Origin of the sequence: Streptomyces shenzhenensis, assembly GCF_003688995.1 — a bacterium.
GTDB classification, from domain to species: Bacteria; Actinomycetota; Actinomycetes; order Streptomycetales; family Streptomycetaceae; genus Streptomyces; species Streptomyces shenzhenensis_A.
This window is the reverse complement of record NZ_PENI01000018.1, coordinates 1-20343: the sequence shown is the minus strand read 5'-3', so window position 1 is coordinate 20343 and position 20343 is coordinate 1. Positions and strand designations below refer to the sequence as shown.

The window sequence follows — 20343 nt, the reverse complement described above, 5'->3', positions numbered from 1 at the left end:
TCTGGTTCTCCCTTGGTGCCGGTGCTTCCTGGTTACCGGTGTTTTCTAGGAAGACAGCTTGGCGATGAGCACGCAGGCGTCGTCCTGGCGTTCGCCCGCGCCGAACTCCTCCACGACCACCCGCACACAGTCCTGTGCGGTGCGGGCCGCGGCGAAGCGCGGGGCCAGGCCGAGGAGGCGGTCCACGGCGTCCGTTCCGCCGGGTCCACGGGTCAGTCCGTCGGTCCGCAGCAGCAGGAGGTCGCCTGGTTCGAGGGTCGTTTCGGCCTGTCCGTAGGCGGCTCTCGGCGTCGCGCCGAGCAGGACTCCGTCGGGTGCCTCCAGCAGGCGCCCCGTTCCGTCGCGGTACAGCAGCGGGGCGGGGTGTCCTGCCCGTGCCCATTCCAGGGTGCGGTCGGCGGGCCGGTAGCGGCAGCAGACGGCGCTGCCCAGCGCGGGCTGCGCGGTGGTCTCCAGCAACTGGTTCAGCCAGGTGAGCAGCGGGCCGGGCCGGGTGCCGGCCATCGCCATCCCGCGCACGGCGCCCATCAGCATCGCCTTGCCCGAGCCGGCGGTGATGCCGTGTCCGGTGAGGTCGCCGACGCCCAGCACGGTCTCGCCGTCCGGCAGTTCGAGCGCGTCGTACCAGTCGCCGCCGGTCGGCGCGCCCTCCGCTGCGGGCAGCCGGCGGGCCGCCACGTCGAGGGACCGCGGCCCTTGACGCGCGGGCCCCGGCAGACCGTGCCACGGGGGCAGCACGGCCTCCTGGAGTTCGGCGGCGAGCCGGTGCTCGGTCTGCGCCTGCTGCCGGTGGCGCTGCAACGAGTCCCGGGTCTCGCTCACCGTCCGCTGGCTGCGCCGCAGTTCGCTGACGTCGCGCACGACGGCCCACATCGAGACGGTGCTGCCGTCGGCGTCCAGCACGGGCTCGCCCATCATGTGCACGGCCCGCACGGATCCGTCGGGCCGTACGACGTGGAACTCCCCGTCGATCGGCTTGGCGTCGACGAGGCAGTCGGTGACCATCGCCGTGAGCTTCGGGCGGTCCTCGTCGAGGACCAGGGACGGCAGTTCGTCCAGGGTGAGCGCGGACGTGGCCGGGTCACGGCCGAGGATCCGGTACAGCTCCCCGGACCAACTGGCCTCGTCCGTCAGCAGATTCCACTCCGCGCTGCCGACCCGGCTGAGCAGCGAGCCGGCCGGTGCCGCAACGGGCGCCGCCGGGCCGGCTGTTCGGGGCGCGGGCTCCGCCGGGACGGGCGGTACCGGCGGCGGGCCGTCCCGCAGCTGCGCCAAGTGCTCGTCGAGATCGTTGAGCTGGTGCAGCGCCAGGTCGTACAGCGCGCGTTGCCAGCGCTCGTGCGGGTCCGTGCCGTCACTGTGCGTGTCTCTGCGTACGGCGTCCACCTCGCCCTTGAGTCGCCGCGTCTGCGATATCAACGCCTCGACCGAGCCGCGCCCCGGCGGCTGGGCGGCTGGGCGATCCGCAGAGAGGTGGGACGGCATGACGCACTCCGATGCGGGGACGGTACGGCCAAGGAGAACCGGGGGACCCGGGGGGACCGGTTACGACTGTTGCACAGCCCGCGACGCGCTGTAAGGGATTTGGCAACACACGATACGGTGGTGCTTCTGGCATATGCCAGTGTCTTCACGGCGCGGTCGGCCGGTGTCATCGGCGTACGCGGCAAGGCGGGGCAAGTCGTAGTCGGAGTACGCGCGTTGACCGATAGTCAGGGCTGTCCGTGTAGCGCCCGGCCGTGTGTTCGACCTGTGGACACCCTCTCGCACTCACGCCTGTTGCGTGCAGTGATGTACGTCACATCGCGGAGTGCGCCGCAAGGTGTCATCCGACCGGGTCCGCCGTGCTCGTACTTTCATGGACACCACTGTCCGGCAGCCCGTCCGCGCGCGACTGATCACCGCCGAGGACCGGGAGGTCCCCGTGCCCGCCACGCTTCGGTACTCCGTGCACGACCCGCTCGCGGTCTTCGTCGACTTCCCGCCGGAGGCGGCCCTCGACGGCGAGCACGTCACCTGGATCTTCGCCCGCTCCCTGCTGGACACGGGGCTCGCCGCCCCCGCCGGACGCGGTGACGTGCGCATCCGGCCGTGCGGAGCCACCTGCACGCTGCTGGAGTTCCACGCGCCGCACGGCGTCGCCCTGCTCGGGTTCGACACCGGCGCGCTGCGCGGCTTCCTGCGGCGCAGCTACGCCGTGGTGGCGGCCGGGGAGGAGGACGTCGGGACGGCCGTCGAACGCGGGCTCGGCGCGCTGTTCGGCGGCGTGTGACACCCGTGGTCAGCGGCCGGGGGTGGCGTACAGGCCGGGGCGCGGGGCGAGTTCCACGGTCGTACGGCGGCCCGTCTCCAGTGCCCGGACCCCGGCCTCGGCGACGACGGAGGCGGCGTAGCCGTCCCACACGCTCGGACCGGTGACCCGTCCCCGGCGGGTGGCGTCGACCCAGGCCCGCAGCTCACGGTCGTAGGCGTCGGCGAACCGGACGAGGTAGTCCTGCGCCACGTCCTCGCGGGCGCCGCCCCGGGTGGTGACCACCATGGTGTGCTCGTCGCCGATCCGGGCGCTGCCCGCCTCGCAGACGGCCTCGCAGCGCACCTGGTAGCCGAAGCCGCAGTTGACGAACACCTCCACGTCCACGAGGGCGCCCCGCTCGGTCTCGAAGACCACGAACTGCGGGTCGGCCAGGCCCTGAGGGGCGCCGGACGAGGACGCGGGGCGCAGTACGGTCACGGCGGTCAGCTCCTGGCCGAGCAGCCAGCGGGCCGCGTCGATCTCGTGCGACACGGAGCTGTCGATCAGCATGGCGCTGGTGAAGCCGGGCGGCGAGGAGACATTGCGGTGTGTGCAGTGCAGCATCAGCGGACGTCCCAGACCGCCGCCGTCCAGCAGGGACTTCAGCCGCTGGTACTCGGCGTCGTAGCGCCGCATGAACCCGATCTGTGCCAGCCGCCGGCCCAGTCGGGCCTCCGCCTCCAGCACCCGCAGTGCCCCCGTGGAGTCGGGCACCATGGGTTTCTCGCACAGGACCGGCAGCCCGCGGTCGAAGGCGGCCAGCAGGGCCTCCTCGTGCGCGGGGCCGGGCGAGGCGATCAGGACGGCGCCCACGCCGGGCGCGTCCAGCGCGGCCGCCGCCTCCGCGTGCACCGAGACGCCGTCCAGGCCCGCGACCACCTCCTGCGCGCGCTCGGTGTCGGGATCGGCGACGGCGGCCACCCTGGCGCCGCTCACCAGGTGAGCGAGGCGACGTATATGGTCGGCCCCCATGTGTCCGGCACCCAGTACCGCGACGCCCAGCACCTCACCCATGTGCGCCCTCCCTGTCCCGGTCTCCCGGCCGACGATCACGCCGTAGCGTACGCGCCGGGGAAGCCGGCCGGCAGGGCCGGGCGGCGTGCCGTCAGTACCGCAGCACCCCCGCGATGCCGCGCGCGTCGTCCAGCGTGCCGTCCGGTACGAAGCGCACATCGGCGCCGGTCTCCAGGCACTGCTCGACGATCTCGTCCACGACGTCCTCGCGGGCGTCGAGATCGCCGCTCTCGGCCGGGATCAGATGGTCGCCGTCGTCGCGGACGGTCACCCGGTAGTTCTCCTCGACGGCGAGCAGCCGGACCCGGCCCTCGCGCGCGCTCTGCCAGACCTCGTCGACGCCGGCCGCGAACTCCTTGCGGCCACGGGCCGCGTCCAGTTCCCGTGCCACGCGGTCGGCGGCCCGGCCGGCCTCGGCGTCGACCACCGGCCGGACCGCCTGCCACACCGCCTCGGGGGTGCCGCTCGCCAGCCCGCCGTGCGGGATGTGCACGGCCGCCCGCGCGACCCCGCCGACCTCGTCCAGCAGGGACAGCGCGGCCTGCTCGCCGGTGACGTACAGCGGCCTCGGGTGCTCGCGCAGCACCGCGGCCATCGCCGTGTCGGCCTCGCGCAGAAAGTGACGGGTGTCCTCGTCGCGATAGGTGCTCGGGAAGTCGCCGATCCGCTCCTGGCGTTCGGCGTCGAAGTTCACCCGGTTCCGGGACAGCGGGAAGCCGCAGGCCCGGGCCTCGACGACCCGGTCGACCCCGCCGTTCCACAGGGTGACGCGGTCGGCGGAGACCGACAGCACCCAGAACGGCTGCTCCGCCGCGTGTGCGGAGACGAGGTTGCGGGTCAGGAAGGTGTCCGAGAGCACCACTCGCTCCGGCACGGTGCGGGCCAGCGACCACACCTGGTGCTCGCCCGGCGCGGCGAAGATCACCAGGCCGTCCTCGGAGTGCGCCAGGTCCACCTCGGCGAGGGCCCGGTCGAGCTGGTCGACGACATCGGTGCGCCGCTCCCGGGTGACCGACGGGTCGGACTCCAGCTGCTTCTTGGCCTCGGCCACCACATTGCGCAGCCGGACCGGATCCTGCGCGTTCTCGGGCTCGCGGCGGTGCGTCGGCGTCAGCACGGACACCGCGGGATACGGGCGCGGGCGCCGCAGTTCGGCGAGGGTCGCGGGGCTGAGTGCGTGCTCCATAAGAGCACGATAGGGCGGATTCACAGATAGGGCATTTGGGGTATTCATCACCATGTCCGAAGGGTCTCGCCGGTCCGGCGCGACCGGCGGAACGGGCATCAGGAGGTGAGCGCGGATGGCTCGACTGGCCGTCGACGGACCGGACCTGGTCGTCCGCCTCGGCGGACCGGAGCGGCTGCTGATCCGGCGTGCGCGGGCGGTCCGTGTCCCGCTCACGGCGGTGCGCGACGCCGCGGTCGAGCCCGACTGGTGGCGCGCGCTGCGCGGCCTGCCGCGCTTCGGCCGGTGGCTGCCCGACCGCTTCTGTGCGGGCGAGTGGCGCCATCCGGAAGGCCGCGACCTGGTCGCCGTGCGCGAGCGCGGCCCGGTCGTCGTGGTCGACCTGTGGCCCTCCAGTGCCCCCTACGCCCGCCTCGTGGTCTCCGCCGCCGACCCCGAAGGTGTCGTCCGGGCCGTGCGCCGGGCGATGAGGCCGCCCGGACGGCACGCCGGCGGTCCGCCCGCGGAGCACACCCACGACATCCCCGGTGAACCCCGGTGACGGGAGCCGGGGCCGGCGGGTGTCCGCGGGGCCGGGCGGCGACGGTCGCCGACGGCGCCCGGCCGCGTGCGCGGAAACCGGGCGTAGCCCGGGGTGGACCCACCGTCACCGGAATCGGCGGACGATGAGGCATCGAGCGGAGGCGCTGGGCGGTTTGGGGAAGTTTTTGCCCATGGCCGGTTCCCGGCGGGCCGGGCCCGGCAGGGCGCCGGAACGCGGCCCTCGGGCAGGCAAAGCGCGGCCGAAAGCGCGGCCCGGACGGGGCCCTGTGTGTTACGGCCGCGTTGACCGACCCGGCCCCGCGGACACACGCTCGTAATATAGATGCTAGCTACAACTGGTTCGGCGGTCGACGGATCCCGCCTACGAAGACGCAGGTGAGCGAGGTGCCGACGCCGGCCCGGAGGCAGGAGGAAAGGCATGTGCGGCATCACCGGCTGGGTTTCCTTCGACCGTGACCTGCACACCGAGGCCGCGACTTTGGATGCGATGACCGAGACGATGGCCTGCCGCGGTCCGGACGACCGCGGCACCTGGACCGACGGCACCGCCGCCCTGGGCCACCGCAGGCTCGCCATCATCGATCTGCCCGGCGGCCGACAGCCCATGACGGTCACCACTGCGCAGGGGACCGTGGCGCTGGTCTACTCGGGGGAGGCCTACAACTTCACCGAACTCCGGCAGCAGCTGACCGGACGCGGGCACCGCTTCATCACCGACTCCGACACCGAGGTCGTCCTGCGCGGCTACCTCGAATGGGGCGACGGACTCGCCGAACGACTCAACGGCATGTTCGCCTTCGCCCTCTGGGACGGCCGGCACGACAAGCTCGTGATGATCCGTGACCGCATGGGCATCAAGCCCTTCTACTGCTACCCGACGCCCGACGGCGTGCTGTTCGGCTCCGAACCCAAGGCGATCCTCGCCAACCCGCTGGTCCGGCCCCGGATCGGCCTGGACGGGCTGCGCGAGCTGTTCACCATGGTCAGGACGCCCGGACACGCCGTGTGGGAGGGCATGCGCGAGGTGCTGCCGGGCACCGTCGTCACCGTCGACCGCACCGGTCTGCACAGCCGCGTCTACTGGCGCCTTGAGACCCGGCCGCACACCGACGACCGGGCCGCCACCGTGGCCCACGTCCGCGATCTCCTCGACGACATCGTGTGCCGCCAGCTGGTGGCCGACGTGCCGCGCTGCACCCTGCTCTCGGGCGGCCTCGACTCCTCGGCCATGACCGCGCTGGCCGCCCGGCAACTCGCCGAGCAGGGCGAGAAGGTGCGCAGCTTCGCCGTCGACTTCGTCGGACAGACCGACCACTTCGTGCCCGACGGACTGCGTGCCACCCCGGACACCCCGTTCGTGCACGACGTGGCCCGCCTCGCCGGCACCGACCACCACGACATCGTGCTCGACGCCCAGGCCCTCGCCGATCCCGCCGTCCGGGCCAGGGTGCTGCGCGCCCGCGATCTGCCCGCCGGCTTCGGCGACATGGACGCCTCGCTCTACCTGCTGTTCCGGGCCGTCCGCGACCAGTCAACGGTCGCCCTGTCCGGTGAGTCCGCCGACGAGGTCTTCGGCGGCTACCAGCAGTTCTTCGACGAGGAGGTCCGCAACGCCGACACCTTCCCCTGGCTCGCCATGACGAACCGGCACTTCGGCCGGGACGCCGAGGTGCTGCGCCCGGAGCTGGCCGAGACCCTCGACCTGGACGCGTACATCGCCGACGCCTACCGCACCGCGGTCGCCGGCATCCGCCGGCTCGACGGCGAGAGCGACTTCGAATACCGGATGCGCCGCATCTGCAACCTCCACCTGACCCGGTTCGTGCGCGCCCTGCTCGACCGCAAGGACCGGATGAGCATGGCCGTCGGCCTGGAGGTCCGGGTGCCCTACTGCGACCACCGGCTCGTCGAGTACGTCTACAACACGCCCTGGTCCCTGAAGTCCTTCGACGGCCGGGAGAAGAGCCTGCTCCGCGAGGCGAGCGCCGACGTCATCCCGCAGTCCGTGTACGAGCGGGTCAAGAGCCCCTACCCGTCCACCCAGGATCCCCGGTACGGCCTCGCCCTCCAGGAACAGGCCAAGGACCTGGTGGCCCGGCCCGACCACCCGGTGTTCGAACTCGTCGACCGGGAGAAGGCCGAAGAGGCCGCCCACCGGGAGCTGCCCGCGGGCTCCCAGGCGGCCAGGAGCGGTCTGGAACGCACCCTCGACCTGGCGCTCTGGCTGGACATGTACTCGCCCGAACTGACGCTCAGCTGAGCCCGATCGCCCGGTCCGCGGCCGCCGCCGACGGCTGCCACCAGGTCGTCACCGGCTCCCACACCCGCACGGCCCTGCCGGCGCCCAGCTCCGCCGCCGTGAACGCGCGCCCCCGGTGGCCCGGGTCCGCGGCCACGGCGATCGCGGCCACCCGGCGGGCCTGCGGGTCCGCAGGGTCGGCGACGGTCCGCACCGCGGTGTACGCGGTCCGGCCCGCGCCGATCCGGTAGGTGCCGGCCGCGCCGTCGGGCACCGGCAGGGCCGCGCCGTCCAGATCACCGAAGGTGACCGTGGGCGCGCGGTCGACGGCGCAGGCGCGGCCGGAGCGGTTGGTGACATCGATCCGCACCACGCTCGGATCGGCGGACGCCACCGCCGCCCGCACGGTCAGGGCCCGCTCCGGGCAGACGGCGGTGCGGGCTGCCGCCGCGCCGTGCGGCGCGGCGAGCAGCAGGGAGGCCGCGGCGAGGGCGACGGCCGGCACGGCCGCGGCGGTACGGATGCGCATCATGGTTTCCCCCTGGGTCGGTCGGCACCACAGCGGCGGGACCCACCCGCCCACTCGGTGGGACGGCCGGGAGGGCCGTGAGGTTGTGGCCGCACGGCGCCCGTCACCCGCCCGGGTCACCGCGGGCACCGCGGGAGCGCACCGGAACGAGGCGTCACCCGGCCCGGTCCGCCGGGCACGAACTCCCGTCGGCGGGCAGCGAGCCGTACAGCAGGAAGTCGTCGATCTTGCGGCGCACACACTTGGAGGACGGGTAACCGGTGTGGCCCTCGCCCTTGTTGTCGAGCACCACTGCCGACGGGCCGAGCCTATGGGCGGTCTCCATGGTCCAGCGGTACGGCGTGGCAGGGTCGCCGCGGGTGCCCACCAGGAGCATCTTCGGGGTGTCGACGTCCTTGACCCGGTCGCGGATGAAGTCTGTGCCCCGGGGACGCCCGTAGCACATCAGCTGCTCGACCAGCCGGTAGCGGCCGAAGACCGGGGACGCCTTCTCGTACGCGGCGCGCAGCCGCGCGATGTCCTTGGTGATCTGTCCGTCGCCGGGGCGGTCCGGGTCGTCCGCGCAGTTGACCGCCATCAGCGCGGCCGACAGGTTGTCCACGGGGACGTTCGCCTCGTCCGCGAGCGCGCCGCCGGACCGGTGCGCCGGCCCGGACCCGCCGGCCGTGAAGGTCTCCGCCTTGCGCGTGTCGCCGTCGTCGACCAGGGAGAGCACGGCGCGTTCGAGCGCGGGCCACAGCTCCTTGCTGTAGAGGCCATGTGCGATGGCGCCCACCAGGTCCTGGCCGTTGAACCGGCCGCCGAAGCCGGTCGGCACCGGACGCTCGTCGAGCGAGCGCACCAGCTTCAGGACCTGGTCCCCGGCCGTGCGCCGGTCCCGGCCGAAGGGGCAGCCGCGGTCCTTCACGCACCAGTCCAGGAAGTCGTCCAGTGCGGTCTGCTGCCCCTCGGCACCGGCCAAACCTTGCTCGGACAGGGGTTCGGTGAGGGTGTCCACGCCGTCCAGCGCCATCCGGCCCACCTTGCCGGGGAACTGGGTGGCGTAGACCGCGCCGATCCTGGTGCCGTAGGAGAAGCCGAGGTAGTTGAGCTTGTCGTCGCCGAGGGCCTGGCGTATGACGTCCAGGTCCCGGGAGACGTTGACGGTGCCTATGTGGGTCAGGACGGGGCCGGAGTGCCGGACGCACTCGGCCGCGACCTTGCGCAGCTGCGCCATGAGCGCCTTCGGATCGTTCCGGTCGGCGGTGTCCCCGGCCACGGCCCCCTGGGTGTCCTCGCCGCAGCTGACGGGCGAGGACCGCCCGACGCCGCGCGGATCGAAGGTGACCACGTCGTAGCCGTCGGTCAGGGCCAGGTAGTCCCTGCCGGAGGCGGCGAGCGTGCTGACGCCCGCGCCGCCCGGGCCGCCGAAGTTCAGCACCAGGGAGCCCCGCGACGGTCCGGTGGCCGGGCGGCGGGCCAGCGCCAGGTCGAGCGTGCCCGTGCCGGGCCGCGCATAGTCGAGCGGGACCGTCACCTTTCCGCACTGCAGGCCCTTGGCCGCCGTGCCCGGGCAGGCCGACCAGGTGACCTTCTGACGGTAGAAGCGGGACAGATCGGGCTGGGGCGGGGTGGCGGCCCCCGCCGGCAGCCCCGCGCCGAGCAGGGTCAGGGTGATGGCTCCGGCGCCCGTACAGCGCCGGACGGCGGGCCGCGTGGACAGCTTGGCCAGCATCGATGCCTCCAAGGGTGCCCCGCTGCGGACCGGGGGCAGCGCTCCCGATCACCATAGGCGGCCCGCGGAATGCTCGCCTCCGGACGCCGGGAACGGCATTCGAGGAATGCTCGGCCGGTTCGATAACTGTGTCACTCGATGGGGTGAAAGGCCGATAAGCCATAACTCCGATTGGTCGTCCGCGTTTAATCCGGTGCGGGCGACCGCCCGTGACCACGTTAGGAAGGCAGGGAGTCGATGAAACGGCTTACCCGAAACGGTGTGATCGTCGTCGCCGCCGCCTCCGGCGCGATGGCCGTGACGATGCCGGCGTACGCGGATTCCGCGGCGGACGGCTCCACGGTCGGCTCGCCGGGCGTGATCTCCGGCAACACCCTCCAGGTGCCGGTGCACGTCCCGGTGAACGTGTGCGGGAACACCGTGAACGTGGCGGGGCTGCTCAACCCGGCCGCGGGCAACACATGTGCCAACGAGAGCGGCACCGGCGCCGGGAGCGTCCGGGCGGGCGCGCCGAGCGGTGCCGGAGGCGTCCGGGCGGGCGCGCCGGGCGGTGGCGGGAGCGGCACGTCCTCGTCGGGCGGCGCGGCTTCGACGGGCGGCACGTCCTCGTCGGGCGGTGCGGGCTCGTGGGGCGGGGCGACCGCCCAGGGCGGGGCAAAGGGCTCGTCGGGCCTGCTCTCCGGCAACACCATCCAGGTGCCGGTCGATATTCCGGTCAACGTCAGCGGCAACTCCGTGAACGTGGTCGGTCTCGGCAACCCGGCGGTCGGCAACGAGTCCGTGAACACCCCCGGCGACCAGCCGGCGAAGCCCACCCCGCGGCCGGAAACGCCGGCCCCGCCCCGGGCGCACCACCCCGCCCCGCCGGCGCCCCGCTCCGCCGCCCCGCAGGCCGACGTCGCCCTCGCCCACACGGGCGCGGACCTGACCGCCCCCGCGGTCGCGGCGAGCGCGGCCCTGCTGGTCTCCGGCGCCGTCCTGTACCGCCGCTACCGCCCGGGAGCGCGGCGCTGATCCCGCCCCCTGTCCGGTACCCCGCCCGAGCCGGTCGGCGCGCCCACGGCCGACGCGCCGGTCAGGCCGCGGCCCCGTGGAACCTCCGGTGCAGCGCGCGCACCTCCTCGGCCAGCTCCGGCACCGGCCCCTCGACGCGTACCCCGGGCGCCACCTCGTTGACCGGCAGCGCGCGCACCGGTGCCGCGGGTACGCCCAACTCACCCAGCCAGCCGACGAGTTGCTCGGACGACGCCACATAGACGAGCCGGCCGAGCCCCACCCAGGCGTGCGCCGCCGCGCACATCGGGCAGTGCTCGCCGGACGTGTACACGGTGGCGGCGGCCCGCTGATCCGGGGTCAGGTGGGCGGCGGACCAGCGGGCCAGCTCGAACTCGGGATGCCGGGTGCGGTCCCCGGAGGCCACCCGGTTGTGGTCCTCGGCGAGCACGGTCCCGTCCGCGGCGACCAGGACCGACCCGAACGGCTCGTCGCCCGCCTCCAACGCCTCGGCGGCCAGCTCCACACACCTGCGCAGATACGGCAGATCGTGCTCCTTCACCATGGTGCACACCCCTTCTCGCGGTACGGTTCCGGAGGCACGCTACGGCCCCCGGGGCCGCCCGGGCCACGGTCAACGGTGGGCGGTGCGCCGTGCCGCACCGCTGGGAAGGCGTACCGGCGCGCCACGGCCACCGTGGTGAGCGCGGCCGCCACCAGCGGCAGCGCCGTCCACGGCAGGACCGCGGGCCCGCCGCCGTCCAGGGCCAGCCCGCCGGCCAGGGAACCGGCGGCGATCCCCGCGTTGTAGACGGTGGTCTGCAACGCCGTGGCCACATCGGCGTCGGCCGGCCCCGACACATCGACCAGCGCCGTCTGGATCAGCGTCGGCGCGCCGCCGAACGCCACGCCCCACAGGGCCACGGCCCCCACGAGCACGGGCGGCCGGCCGGCGGCCAGGCCGAGCACGAGCAGCACCGCCGTGCACAGGCCCAGCGCGGCGAGCAGGGTGCCGCGCAGCCGACGGTCGATCAGCATCCCGGTCAGCCAGATACCGGCCACCGTCGCGCTCCCGAACACCGCCAGCAGCAGCCCCGTCCGTGCGAAACCGGCGTGCGCCGCGAACGGGGCGACGTAGGTATACATCACCTGGTGGCCCAGCAGCAGAAACAGCGTCACGGCCAGCACCGGGCGGATCCCCGGCCGCGCGGCGACCCGCAGCAGCGGCACGCGCGCGTGCCGCGCCTCGCCGGGGAAGTCCGGCACCCGCCACCGCACCCAGCCCACCAGCAGCAGGGCGAGGGAGGCCGGCACGGCGAAGGCGGCGCGCCAGCCGACCGCCCCGGCCAGCGCGGTACCGGCGGGCACCCCCAGCGACAGGGCGAGGGTGATCCCGGCCAGCACGATCGCGATCGCCCGGCCGCGCCGCTCGGCCGGCACCATCCGCGCCGCGTACCCGGCGAGCATCGCCCACAGCGTGCCGCCCATGGCCCCGGCCAGCAGCCGGGCCGCGAAGGTGAGGGCGTACGAGGACGACACCGCGACCAGTGCGTTGGCGCACGCGAGACCCAGCAGCGCGCCCGTGAGCACCGGTCGCCGCGGCAGCCCGCGCAGTAGGGCGGTCAGCGGGACGGCGGCCCCGAACGAGGCGGCCGCGTAGCCGGTGACGAGATAGCCGACCCGGGACTCGGAGACGCCCAGGTCCGGGGCGATCACGGGCAGCAGACCGGCCGGCAGCAGTTCGGTCATGACGGCGGTGAAGGCCGCGGCGGACAGGGCCAGCAGGCCCGGCCACGGCAGCCGCGCGGGCAGCGCGGAGCCCCGGCCCAGGGAAGCGGTGGACATGGCACCATGCTCAGAGCCTCACATCAGTGTGAAGGTCAAGGCGAAGGCCGGACGCGGCCCGGAGGGAGCCATGAGGATCGGTGAACTGTCGCGCCGTACCGGGGTGCCGGCCCGGCTGCTGCGCTACTACGAGGAGCAGGACCTGCTCCACCCCGAACGGGCCGCCAACGGCTACCGCTCCTACGGCGAGCCGGCGGTCCGGGACGTCCAGCAGATCCGCGGGCTGCTCGACTCGGGTCTGACCACGGAGATGATCCGCGCCGTCCTGCCGTACCTCGGCGGCCCCGGCGAGATCCATCCGCCGGCCGAGTGCGTGAGCGCGGAGACGGCCGACCTGCTGCGCTCTCACATCGACCGCATCCAGGCCCGCATCGACTGCCTGGCCCGCAACCGCGACCGGCTGACCGCCTACCTCGCGGCGGTCCGCCCGGACCGGGACGCCCGCTGACGGCGATCAATTCCGTTGCCGCGCCGGGTCTTCGATGCTGGAGTGGGCGCATGGACCATGCCGCGGTACTCGCCCACTACGACCGGGATCTGCGCAAGGACGCACGGCCCGACGGCCCCGACGCGCGGATCGAGCGCAGCGCGACCGTGGTCCGGCAGGTCGCCGGAGCCCACGGCTGGAACGGCGTCCTGTGGTCCGGCCTTGACGGGACGGGCGCGGACGCGGCGATCGCCGGGCAGATCGAGCACTACACCGCGCTCGGCCGCGCGTTCGAGTGGAAACTGCACGGCCATGACCTCCCCGCCGACCTCGGATCCCGGCTCGTCGCGGCCGGGTTCACGCCCGAGCCCGAGGAGACGCTGATGGTCGCCGAGACCGCCGAGGTGATCGCGCTGACCGCGGACGCCGAACCGCCCGAGGGCGTCCGCGTCCTGCGGGCCGACGGCGCGGCCGGCGTGGAGCGCGTGGTCGAGGTGCACGAGAAGGTGTTCGGCGTGGACGGCGGCGGGCTGCGCCACCGGCTGCTGACCCGGCTCGCCGCCGACCCCGGCTCGCTCGTCGCGGTCGTCGCCCTCGCCGGGGACGAAGCGGTGAGCGCGGCCCGGCTGGAGTCGGTCACCGGGACGCGGTTCGCCGGGCTGTGGGGCGGCGGCACCCTCGAACACTGGCGGGGCCGCGGCCTCTACCGCACCCTGGTCGCCCACCGCGCCCGGGCCGCCGCGGCCCGCGGCCACCGCTATCTCCAGGTCGACGCCCTGCCGATGAGCCGCCGCGTCCTCGAACGCCTCGGCTTCCACGCCCTGACCACCACGACGCCCCATCTGTACGGGGCGTAGCGCCCGCCGGCGGCCCGGCCGGGCCCGGTCACGGCCGCACCCGGGCGCCGGCGCCGGTGGTTCAGCGGCGCGCCCGCGCCCGGTCCAGTGCCGCCACGCCCACCGCCGCGAGGGCTATCTGGATGAACCACTCGATCCAGTCGGGCCCCTTGGTGTCGGCGACCCCGAACGCCGCGGCGATCGCCGAACCCAGCAACGCGGCCACGATGCCGACGACGATCGTCAGCACGACACCGATGCGCTGCCGGCCCGGGACGACCAGCCGCCCCAGCACGCCGATGACGATGCCGATGACGATGGCACCGATGATGCTCGAGATCTCCATCTCCGCCCCTCTTGGTTGCGTTCCCCGCTGCTGTGCAATCTGCCCACTGGATCCCGAGGCAGTCCGCACGGTGCGGTGGAGGAGGGAAGAAATGGCGGCCGGGAGCGCGCCGGGAGCATGAACCGGCGCTCCCGGGTCACAAGTTCACTGCCGTGGGAGCCCTGGCCGGTGCCGGGCCGCCGAGCCGGCCGTGCGGGGTCGGCCGGTTGCCCCGGGCCGGCCCCGCGTCCTCCCTTCCGAGGGATGCTCCGGTGCCGCTACAGCTGGGACTTGCTCTTGACCGCCGTACCGGCGCAGACCAGGCCGAGGATCAGGGCCAGCGCACCGATGACGACGTTGTTGATCACGACGCCGGTGTCCGGGCCTGTGCCGACGATCCACGGCGCGATGATCATCCAGATGCCCAGGGCGCACATGGCCCAGCTGAGTCCGTACATCCGCTCCGGTGCCCTGGTGAACCCCAGGGCCAGCAGCCCTATCGCGATGCCCATGATCAGGTTGTGGGTCATGAGCGCGGGCTGGCTGGTCGTGTAGTGGAGGATCCACGGGGACGCCGCGCAGTACAGGCCGAGCAGGAACACCGGCCCGTCCACGAGTGCCACATCGCGACCGCCGAGCACGCGCGCGTAGCGTTCTCGCATTTCGGAGACATCAGGGTGGCTCCTCAGGTCACCTTTGGGGTGCGAGACATCGGCCATGACTCGTCTCCTTCTTGACTCGCAGGCTTGACCGCGTCTGACGCGGTCTGCGGTAAGAGCCGCTTATATGCATTGTGCTCTTATTTCACCTTTATGTGTAGGGGGTGGATCTGGCCCGCGCCGGTGGAACACCCACCTGTTGCGCCTGCCCGCGTCGGCGCAGGCGGTCCTCCTCCATTCCGCCGGCAGGCCGCGAAGGCGCCGCAACTGCCGCGGGCCGCACCGGACATGGCCCGTCACCGCGGCCACCGCGCCCCGTCACCGGTGAACCGGCGGTCACGGCGGGAGCGGCCGGTCGCGTCCGCGGGCCCGCTCGAAGCGCGCCCGGCCCTCCGCCAGGTCCACGACCGGATCCGGGTAGTCCAGGGCGGCCCGGTCCGGCCCCCGCAGCCGCCACGGCTCGTGCACCGCGCCGCCCGGAACGCCCCGCAGCTCGGGAACCCACCGCCGGACGTACGCGCCGTCCGGGTCGTACCGCCTGGCCTGCGTGACCGGGTTGAGGACGCGGCCGGGACGGGTGTCCGTGCCGGTGCCCGCCATCCACTGCCAGTTCAGCTGGTTGCTCGCCACGTCGCCGTCGACCAGCAGCTCCAGGAAGTGCCGGGCGCCCACACGCCAGTCCACGTACAACGTCTTGACCAGGAAACTCGCGGCCAGCAACCGGGCACGGCCGGGCATCCAGCCCTCGTACCGCAGCTGGCGCATCGCCGCGTCGACGACCGGGTACCCGGTGCGCCCCTGCCGCCATGCCTCGATGTCGCCGCGCGCCGTCCGCCCGGACCGCCAGCGGTCGTGCCGCGTGCGGTAGTCGGCGGTCGCCGCGCCGGGGCGCGCCGCCAGCACCTGGCGGTGGAAGTCGCGCCAGGCGAGCTGCCGTACGAAGGACTCGGCGCCGGGGCCGCCCGCGCGGCGGGCCCGGCGCACCAGCTCGACGGGGGAGAGCGTCCCGAAGTGCAGATGCGGCGAGAGCCGCGAGGTCGCGTCCCCGGCCAGGTCGTCGTGGCCGTCCGCGTACCCGGCAAGACCCGAGCGCAGCCAGCCGGTGAGCCGTCTGCGGCCCGCCGTCTCACCGCCGGGGGCGAGCCCCTCGGACACCCCCGGCTGCCCGGCCCGCGCGGGCAGCTTCTCGGACCCGACACCGTCCGGGACCCGCACGGTGCGGGGCGCGCCGAGAGCCGCCCGCAGCCGTTGCCGCGACCAGTGGCGGAAGTACGGCGTGAACACCGCGAAGTGGTCCGAGGCGGCCGGCGTCAGCGCGCCCGGGGCGACGGCCGTGGTCACCGTGTCGTGGACGTGCAGCCGGCGTCCGTCCGCCTCCAGCGCGTCGCGCAGCCGCCGCTCCCGGCGGTGCGCGTAGCCGCTGACGTCGGCCGCCATCCGGACCTCCGCGGCGTCGGTCTCGGCGACCACCCGGCAGACCTCGTCCACGACGTCCCCGCACCGCACGACGAGCCGCCCGCCGCGCTCGCGCAGTCCCGCGTCCAGGTCCCGCAGACAGTCGGCGAGGAACGCCAGCCGGTTGGGCGCGGCGAATCCGGCCCGGTCCACCCCGCGGTCACGCACGAACAGCGGCACGACCCGGTCCGAGCCGTCCAGTGCGGCCCGCAGCGGCGGGTGGTCGTGCAGCCGCAGATCGGCGGTGAACAGGACGACGGACACGTTCATGGCGGTCCTCCGGGCCGGTGGCGTTCGGCGACTTCCCAGGAATGCGGGCGCATTCCGGCCCGTTCCGGGTTTCCCCGTCACACCCTCGTGAAATGCAATGGTCCGCGATACGAGACCGGCCGGGTTTTCCTTGACTGCCCTCACCGGCGACTGTCACGATCGACGGCATGACGATGCGACTGGACCTCACGCGGCGACGCCATGTCGACCTCGCGCGCGTCTCCAGCGCCTCCTGTCGCACCGCGGCCTGATCCCCGTACCGATCCGCCGCACTTCTCCCGCACCGCACCCCGCCCCCGGCGGCGATGCGCCGTGTTCCGCACCGCCTGAATTCCCATGTTCTCCCGGCCGCCTTGTTCGGCGTCCCCGAGAACATTCCGCACCAGGAGTTCCGCATACCCCGAGTGCCCGTGGAATGCGCGCCCCGGCCCCAGAAAGAGGGATCCCATGGCCACCGTCCTGTCCGTCTCCGGCAGCCCGTCCGCCTCCTCCCGCACCGGCCGTCTGCTGCGCCTCCTCGACCAGCGGCTGATCGCCGACGGCCACGAGGTGATCCCGCTCGATGTCCGCACCATCCCCGCCGAGGCCCTGCTCGGCGCCGATGTCCGCCACCCGGCCGTCGTCGAGGCCGCCGGGCTGTTCGCCCGCGTCGACGGGGTCGTCGTCGGCACGCCCGTCTACAAGGCCGCGTACTCCGGCGTTCTCAAGGCGCTCCTGGACCTGCTGCCGCAGTACGCGCTGGCCGGTAAGACCGTGCTGCCGCTCGCCACCGGCGGTACCACCGCCCATGTCCTCGCCATCGACTACGCGCTGCGCCCCGTCCTGACCTCCATGGGTGCCGACCACATAGTCCAGGGCTGGTTCACCCTGGACAAGGACATCACCGTGCACGAGGACGGCTCGCTGACCGTGGCGCCGGCCGCCACCGAGGCCCTGCGGCAGGTGGTCGACCGGTTCTCGGCCGCCCTGGGCCACACCCCGCTGCTGGCCGCGGCGGGCTGAGCGCGATGACCGCCCAGGTGATCGCCGACGACGCGGAGTCCGTCGCGTTCCGCCGCGCCGGGATCCTCGCGGAGGTGTTCAGGCTGGGCCACTGCGTGTACCTCCAGGTGACCCGCCGTCAGGGGACCGCGCCGACCGGACTCGAGGCGCGGGCGGTCGACGTGGCGGTGGCGGAGGCGGGTGCCCTCTTCGAGGTGTCCGGGACCCGTTCCGCCCTCGACTCGCGGAACCCGCACCGGCACCGGCGGGACGCCCGCACCCCCACCCCGCACGACCCGGCCCGCCGGCAGGTCCAGCACATCGGCCGGCAGGTGCGGGGCGGCAGCCGGCCGCCCCGCCACGGTCTGCTCTGACGGTCACTCGCGATCGGAGACCCCCGTGTCCCTCACCTTCCACTGGTTCCTGCCCACCAACGGCGACAGCCGGCACGTCGTCGGCGGCGGCCACGGCACCCCGGCCACCGCCTCCGGCCGGGACCGGCCGCCGACCGTCGGCTATCTGAGCCAGATCGCCCGCGCCGCCGAGGATCTCGGCTTCGTGGGCGCGCTCACCCCGACCGGCGCCTGGTGCGAGGACGCGTGGCTGACGACCGCGATGGTGAGCCGGCACACCGAGCGGCTGAAGTTCCTGGTGGCCTTCCGCCCGGGATTCGTCTCGCCGACGCTCGCCGCGCAGATGGCCGCCACCTTCCAGCGGCAGTCCGGCGGGCGGCTGCTGCTGAACGTCGTCACCGGCGGCGAGAGCCGGGAACAACGGGCCTACGGGGACTTCCTGGACAAGGACGCGCGTTACCGCCGTACCGACGAATTCCTGCGGATCGTCCGGGAGTTGTGGCAGGGCAAGGCCGTGGACCTGGACGGTGCGCATCTGCGGGTGGCGGACGCACGGCTGGTCCGGCTGCCCGACCCGGTGCCCGAGGTGTACTTCGGCGGGTCCTCACCCCTCGCCGGGGAGGTCGCGGCCCGGCACGCCGACGTGTATCTGACGTGGGGTGAGCCGCCCGCGCAGGTGGCCGGGAAGCTCGACTGGATCCGGCGGCTGGCGGCCGCCGAGGGCCGTGCCCTCCGCTTCGGCATCCGGCTGCATGTGATCACCCGGGACACCTCCGCGCAGGCCTGGGCCGAGGCGGACCGGCTGCTGGCCGGCTTCGACCCGGAGACCGTGCGGTCCGTCCAGGCCGGGCTCGCCCGCAGCGAGTCGGAGGGCCAGCGGCGCATGCTCGCCCTGCACGGCGGCGACCGTGCCGCGCTGGAGATCCACCCCAACCTGTGGGCCGGCATCGGGCTGGTGCGGGGCGGAGCGGGCACGGCCCTGGTCGGCAGCCACGAGGAGGTCGCCGACCGGATCGAGGAGTATCACGCCCTCGGTATCGACGAGTTCGTGCTGTCCGGGTATCCGCATCTGGAGGAGGCGTACTGGTTCGGCGAGGGTGTGCTGCCCCGGCTGGCCGGCCGTGGTCTGTGGCGCCACCCGGGGGACCGCCCGGCCCGCACGTCCCCCCAGGTGCCGTTCGCGAGCTGAACCCCGCTGAACCAGGGGCGGCGCGGCCGGGTCAGGACGGTCCTGCGGTCAGCGCGTCCAGGTGGGCCCGGCGGGACTCCGCCGTCTGACCCTGGACCAGGAGGAACAGGGCCTCGCGGGCGAGCCGTTGGGCGGGGGAGGCGAGCGACATCGCGCGGCCGCCGCCGGCGACGACCGCCGCGGTGGTGGCCGTGCGCAGCATCTCGTACGCCTCGGCACGCACCGCCAGCCGCTCCTCCGGGTGCCCGTGCGGCACGGGCAGGTCGGCGAGGGCGTAGGCCCGGCCGCGGACCTCGGACAGCCGGGCCCGCAGCGGCGCCGCCGTGTCCTCGTCCAGCAGGGCGAGCGCCGCCTCCGTGATGCCGAACACCGCCGGGCTCGTGTTCAGCGTCCTCGGCCGGTCGGCCGCCGCCCACCGCGGGTACGGCATCCGCAGCGCCACCGCCTCGTCCGGCAGCCACAGACCCGTCAGCTCCAGCGACACCGTGCGGGACGCGGTGAGCGCGGCCAGCCGCAGCGGCGGCGAGGCGCGCAGCCCCGCCTGCTCCCGCGCCTCGGTGAAGGCGAACAGCGCCTCGTCGGTGTCGGTCACCCCGGCCAGCAGCATGACGTCGTTCAGCCCCCACCCGGTGTACCAGGGGACCGTGCCCGCGAACCGCCAGCCGCCCCGTTCCCGCGTCACCCGTACCGGGGTGCGCGGATGGGCCCGGAGCTGGGCGTAGGCCACCCCGGACAGCAGCTCACCGCGGGAGAGAGGGCCCAACAGCCGTTCACGCACCGGCCGTTCGCTCTTCGCCAGGGTGAGCACCGGCGTGTGGTGCTGGGTCTGCACGAACCACGTCGAGCAGCAGGCCCCGGCCAGGATCTCCGCGGTGCACCGGACGACGGCCGCGGGCGCCGCCGAGCCGCCGTACGCCACCGGCGCGCCCACCCCGAGCAGCCCCGAGTTCTTGATCGCCTCGATGTGCCCCGCGGGCACGCCCTCCTGGTCGACGCGTTCCGCCGCCGGGGCGAGCAACTCGTCCGCGATACGGCGGGCGCGGGCGACGAGCGGATGCGCTGCGATGGTCATGGGGGAGATTCTCCCGATCCGGTGCGGCGCGGGGGCGACCCGGGGGTCCGCCGTTCGTGCGGGAGGCGACAGGCACGGGGCCCGCGGATGACTGGTCTACACCCTTGACTGGTACAGACCAATGCGGTTGAGTGTGCCTCCACCCCCCACCACGGCCGTGCCCCCCGGCGGGTACGGCCGTGCTCCGCAGAGGAGTTGATACATGTTCAGGCGCCGTATCGCCGCACTCCTGGCCTCACTCGCCCTCGGAGCCGCCGCGCTGGTGTTCCAGTCGGCTCCCGCCGCCTCCGCCGCCGGATTCGTGGTCAGCGAGGCGCAGTTCAACCAGATGTTCCCGGGCCGGAACGCGTTCTACACCTACAGCGGGCTGACCGCCGCGCTCGGCGCGTACCCCGGCTTCGCCACCACCGGCAGCGACAC

20 protein-coding genes and 2 pseudogenes are annotated in these 20343 nt (G+C 73.9%); 11 read left to right on the top strand and 11 right to left on the bottom strand.

Annotated elements, in window-relative coordinates:
* Positions 1-45: 45 nt before the first annotated feature.
* Positions 46-1485, bottom strand: a complete 1440-nt coding sequence (locus CTZ28_RS25725; RefSeq protein ID WP_121892071.1) for a PP2C family protein-serine/threonine phosphatase — start codon at positions 1483-1485, stop codon at positions 46-48.
* A gap of 373 nt (positions 1486-1858) precedes the next feature.
* On the opposite strand from CTZ28_RS25725, the gene CTZ28_RS25720 reads away from it, so the two are divergent.
* A complete protein-coding gene (locus CTZ28_RS25720) occupies positions 1859-2272 on the top strand; it encodes an SsgA family sporulation/cell division regulator (protein WP_121892070.1) in 414 nt (137 codons plus the stop codon).
* Positions 2273-2281: 9 nt separating this feature from the next.
* Here the strand turns inward: CTZ28_RS25720 and CTZ28_RS25715 are convergent, their stop codons facing one another.
* Both CTZ28_RS25715 and CTZ28_RS25710 read right to left on the bottom strand, forming a co-directional pair.
* The gene (locus CTZ28_RS25715; protein ID WP_121892069.1) at positions 2282-3307 is read right to left on the bottom strand and encodes a Gfo/Idh/MocA family protein; all 1026 of its coding nucleotides are present in this window, start codon (positions 3305-3307) and stop codon (positions 2282-2284) included.
* A gap of 91 nt (positions 3308-3398) precedes the next feature.
* Positions 3399-4493: a baeRF3 domain-containing protein gene (locus CTZ28_RS25710; RefSeq protein ID WP_121892068.1), complete on the bottom strand. Its 1095-nt coding sequence runs from the start codon at positions 4491-4493 to the stop codon at positions 3399-3401.
* Positions 4494-4608: 115 nt separating this feature from the next.
* Between CTZ28_RS25710 and CTZ28_RS25705 the strand changes: the two genes are divergently transcribed.
* On the top strand, positions 4609-5034 hold the full coding sequence (locus CTZ28_RS25705) for a hypothetical protein (RefSeq protein ID WP_183154582.1): 426 nt from the start codon (positions 4609-4611) through the stop codon (positions 5032-5034).
* A gap of 420 nt (positions 5035-5454) precedes the next feature.
* Positions 5455-7296 (top strand): asparagine synthase (glutamine-hydrolyzing), encoded by a 1842-nt coding sequence (gene asnB, locus CTZ28_RS25700; RefSeq protein WP_121892067.1) that lies wholly within the window; start codon positions 5455-5457, stop codon positions 7294-7296.
* Here the strand turns inward: asnB and CTZ28_RS25695 are convergent.
* Positions 7289-7804: a DUF4232 domain-containing protein gene (locus CTZ28_RS25695; protein ID WP_121892066.1), complete on the bottom strand. Its 516-nt coding sequence runs from the start codon at positions 7802-7804 to the stop codon at positions 7289-7291. The genes asnB and CTZ28_RS25695 overlap by 8 nt on opposite strands.
* A 154-nt stretch (positions 7805-7958) precedes the next feature.
* A complete protein-coding gene (locus tag CTZ28_RS25690; RefSeq protein ID WP_121892065.1) occupies positions 7959-9518 on the bottom strand; it encodes an alpha/beta hydrolase in 1560 nt (519 codons plus the stop codon).
* Between the two features lie 237 nt (positions 9519-9755).
* Here CTZ28_RS25690 and CTZ28_RS49350 point away from each other — a divergent pair, with 237 nt between their 5' ends.
* Complete coding sequence (locus tag CTZ28_RS49350; RefSeq protein WP_121892064.1) at positions 9756-10532, top strand: chaplin; 777 nt, start codon at positions 9756-9758, stop codon at positions 10530-10532.
* A 61-nt stretch (positions 10533-10593) separates the two neighbouring features.
* Here the strand turns inward: CTZ28_RS49350 and CTZ28_RS25680 are convergent, their stop codons facing one another.
* Positions 10594-11076 (bottom strand): nucleoside deaminase, encoded by a 483-nt coding sequence (locus CTZ28_RS25680; RefSeq protein WP_121892063.1) that lies wholly within the window; start codon positions 11074-11076, stop codon positions 10594-10596.
* Entirely contained in the window at positions 11070-12356 is a 1287-nt protein-coding gene (locus CTZ28_RS25675; RefSeq protein WP_121892062.1) for an MFS transporter, read from the bottom strand. Before CTZ28_RS25675 ends, CTZ28_RS25680 begins: the two co-directional genes overlap by 7 nt.
* A 70-nt stretch (positions 12357-12426) precedes the next feature.
* On the opposite strand from CTZ28_RS25675, the gene CTZ28_RS25670 reads away from it, so the two are divergent.
* Both CTZ28_RS25670 and CTZ28_RS25665 read left to right on the top strand, forming a co-directional pair.
* Complete coding sequence (locus CTZ28_RS25670) at positions 12427-12804, top strand: MerR family transcriptional regulator (protein WP_121892213.1); 378 nt, start codon at positions 12427-12429, stop codon at positions 12802-12804.
* Between the two features lie 50 nt (positions 12805-12854).
* Positions 12855-13640 (top strand): GNAT family N-acetyltransferase, encoded by a 786-nt coding sequence (locus CTZ28_RS25665; protein ID WP_121892061.1) that lies wholly within the window; start codon positions 12855-12857, stop codon positions 13638-13640.
* 61 nt (positions 13641-13701) lie between these two features.
* Here the strand turns inward: CTZ28_RS25665 and CTZ28_RS25660 are convergent, their stop codons facing one another.
* The 3 genes from CTZ28_RS25660 to CTZ28_RS25650 form a co-directional block, all read right to left on the bottom strand.
* Positions 13702-13965: a GlsB/YeaQ/YmgE family stress response membrane protein gene (locus CTZ28_RS25660; RefSeq protein WP_121892060.1), complete on the bottom strand. Its 264-nt coding sequence runs from the start codon at positions 13963-13965 to the stop codon at positions 13702-13704.
* Positions 13966-14222: 257 nt separating this feature from the next.
* Positions 14223-14663: an SPW repeat protein gene (locus tag CTZ28_RS25655; protein WP_121892059.1), complete on the bottom strand. Its 441-nt coding sequence runs from the start codon at positions 14661-14663 to the stop codon at positions 14223-14225.
* A 276-nt stretch (positions 14664-14939) separates the two neighbouring features.
* Positions 14940-16328, bottom strand: a complete 1389-nt coding sequence (locus CTZ28_RS25650; RefSeq protein WP_121892058.1) for a cryptochrome/photolyase family protein — start codon at positions 16326-16328, stop codon at positions 14940-14942.
* Positions 16329-16495: 167 nt separating this feature from the next.
* Between CTZ28_RS25650 and CTZ28_RS49650 the strand changes: the two genes are divergently transcribed.
* The 4 genes and pseudogenes from CTZ28_RS49650 to CTZ28_RS25635 all read left to right on the top strand — a co-directional run bounded on the left by CTZ28_RS49650 (position 16496) and on the right by CTZ28_RS25635 (position 18851).
* Positions 16496-16579, top strand: a complete 84-nt coding sequence (locus CTZ28_RS49650; protein WP_351348119.1) for a putative leader peptide — start codon at positions 16496-16498, stop codon at positions 16577-16579.
* 196 nt (positions 16580-16775) lie between these two features.
* Positions 16776-17330 (top strand): NADPH-dependent FMN reductase, encoded by a 555-nt coding sequence (ssuE, locus tag CTZ28_RS25645; protein ID WP_121892057.1) that lies wholly within the window; start codon positions 16776-16778, stop codon positions 17328-17330.
* Between the two features lie 164 nt (positions 17331-17494).
* Positions 17495-17683 (top strand): annotated as a pseudogene (locus tag CTZ28_RS47200) (SfnB family sulfur acquisition oxidoreductase); the annotation flags it as partial.
* 25 nt (positions 17684-17708) lie between these two features.
* On the top strand, positions 17709-18851 hold the full coding sequence (locus CTZ28_RS25635; RefSeq protein WP_121892055.1) for an LLM class flavin-dependent oxidoreductase: 1143 nt from the start codon (positions 17709-17711) through the stop codon (positions 18849-18851).
* Positions 18852-18882: 31 nt separating this feature from the next.
* On the opposite strand, the gene CTZ28_RS25630 is transcribed toward CTZ28_RS25635, so the two are convergent.
* A complete protein-coding gene (locus tag CTZ28_RS25630; RefSeq protein ID WP_121892054.1) occupies positions 18883-19923 on the bottom strand; it encodes an acyl-CoA dehydrogenase family protein in 1041 nt (346 codons plus the stop codon).
* Positions 19924-20125: 202 nt separating this feature from the next.
* Here CTZ28_RS25630 and CTZ28_RS25625 point away from each other — a divergent pair.
* Positions 20126-20343, top strand: a pseudogene (locus tag CTZ28_RS25625) (chitinase); the annotation flags it as partial.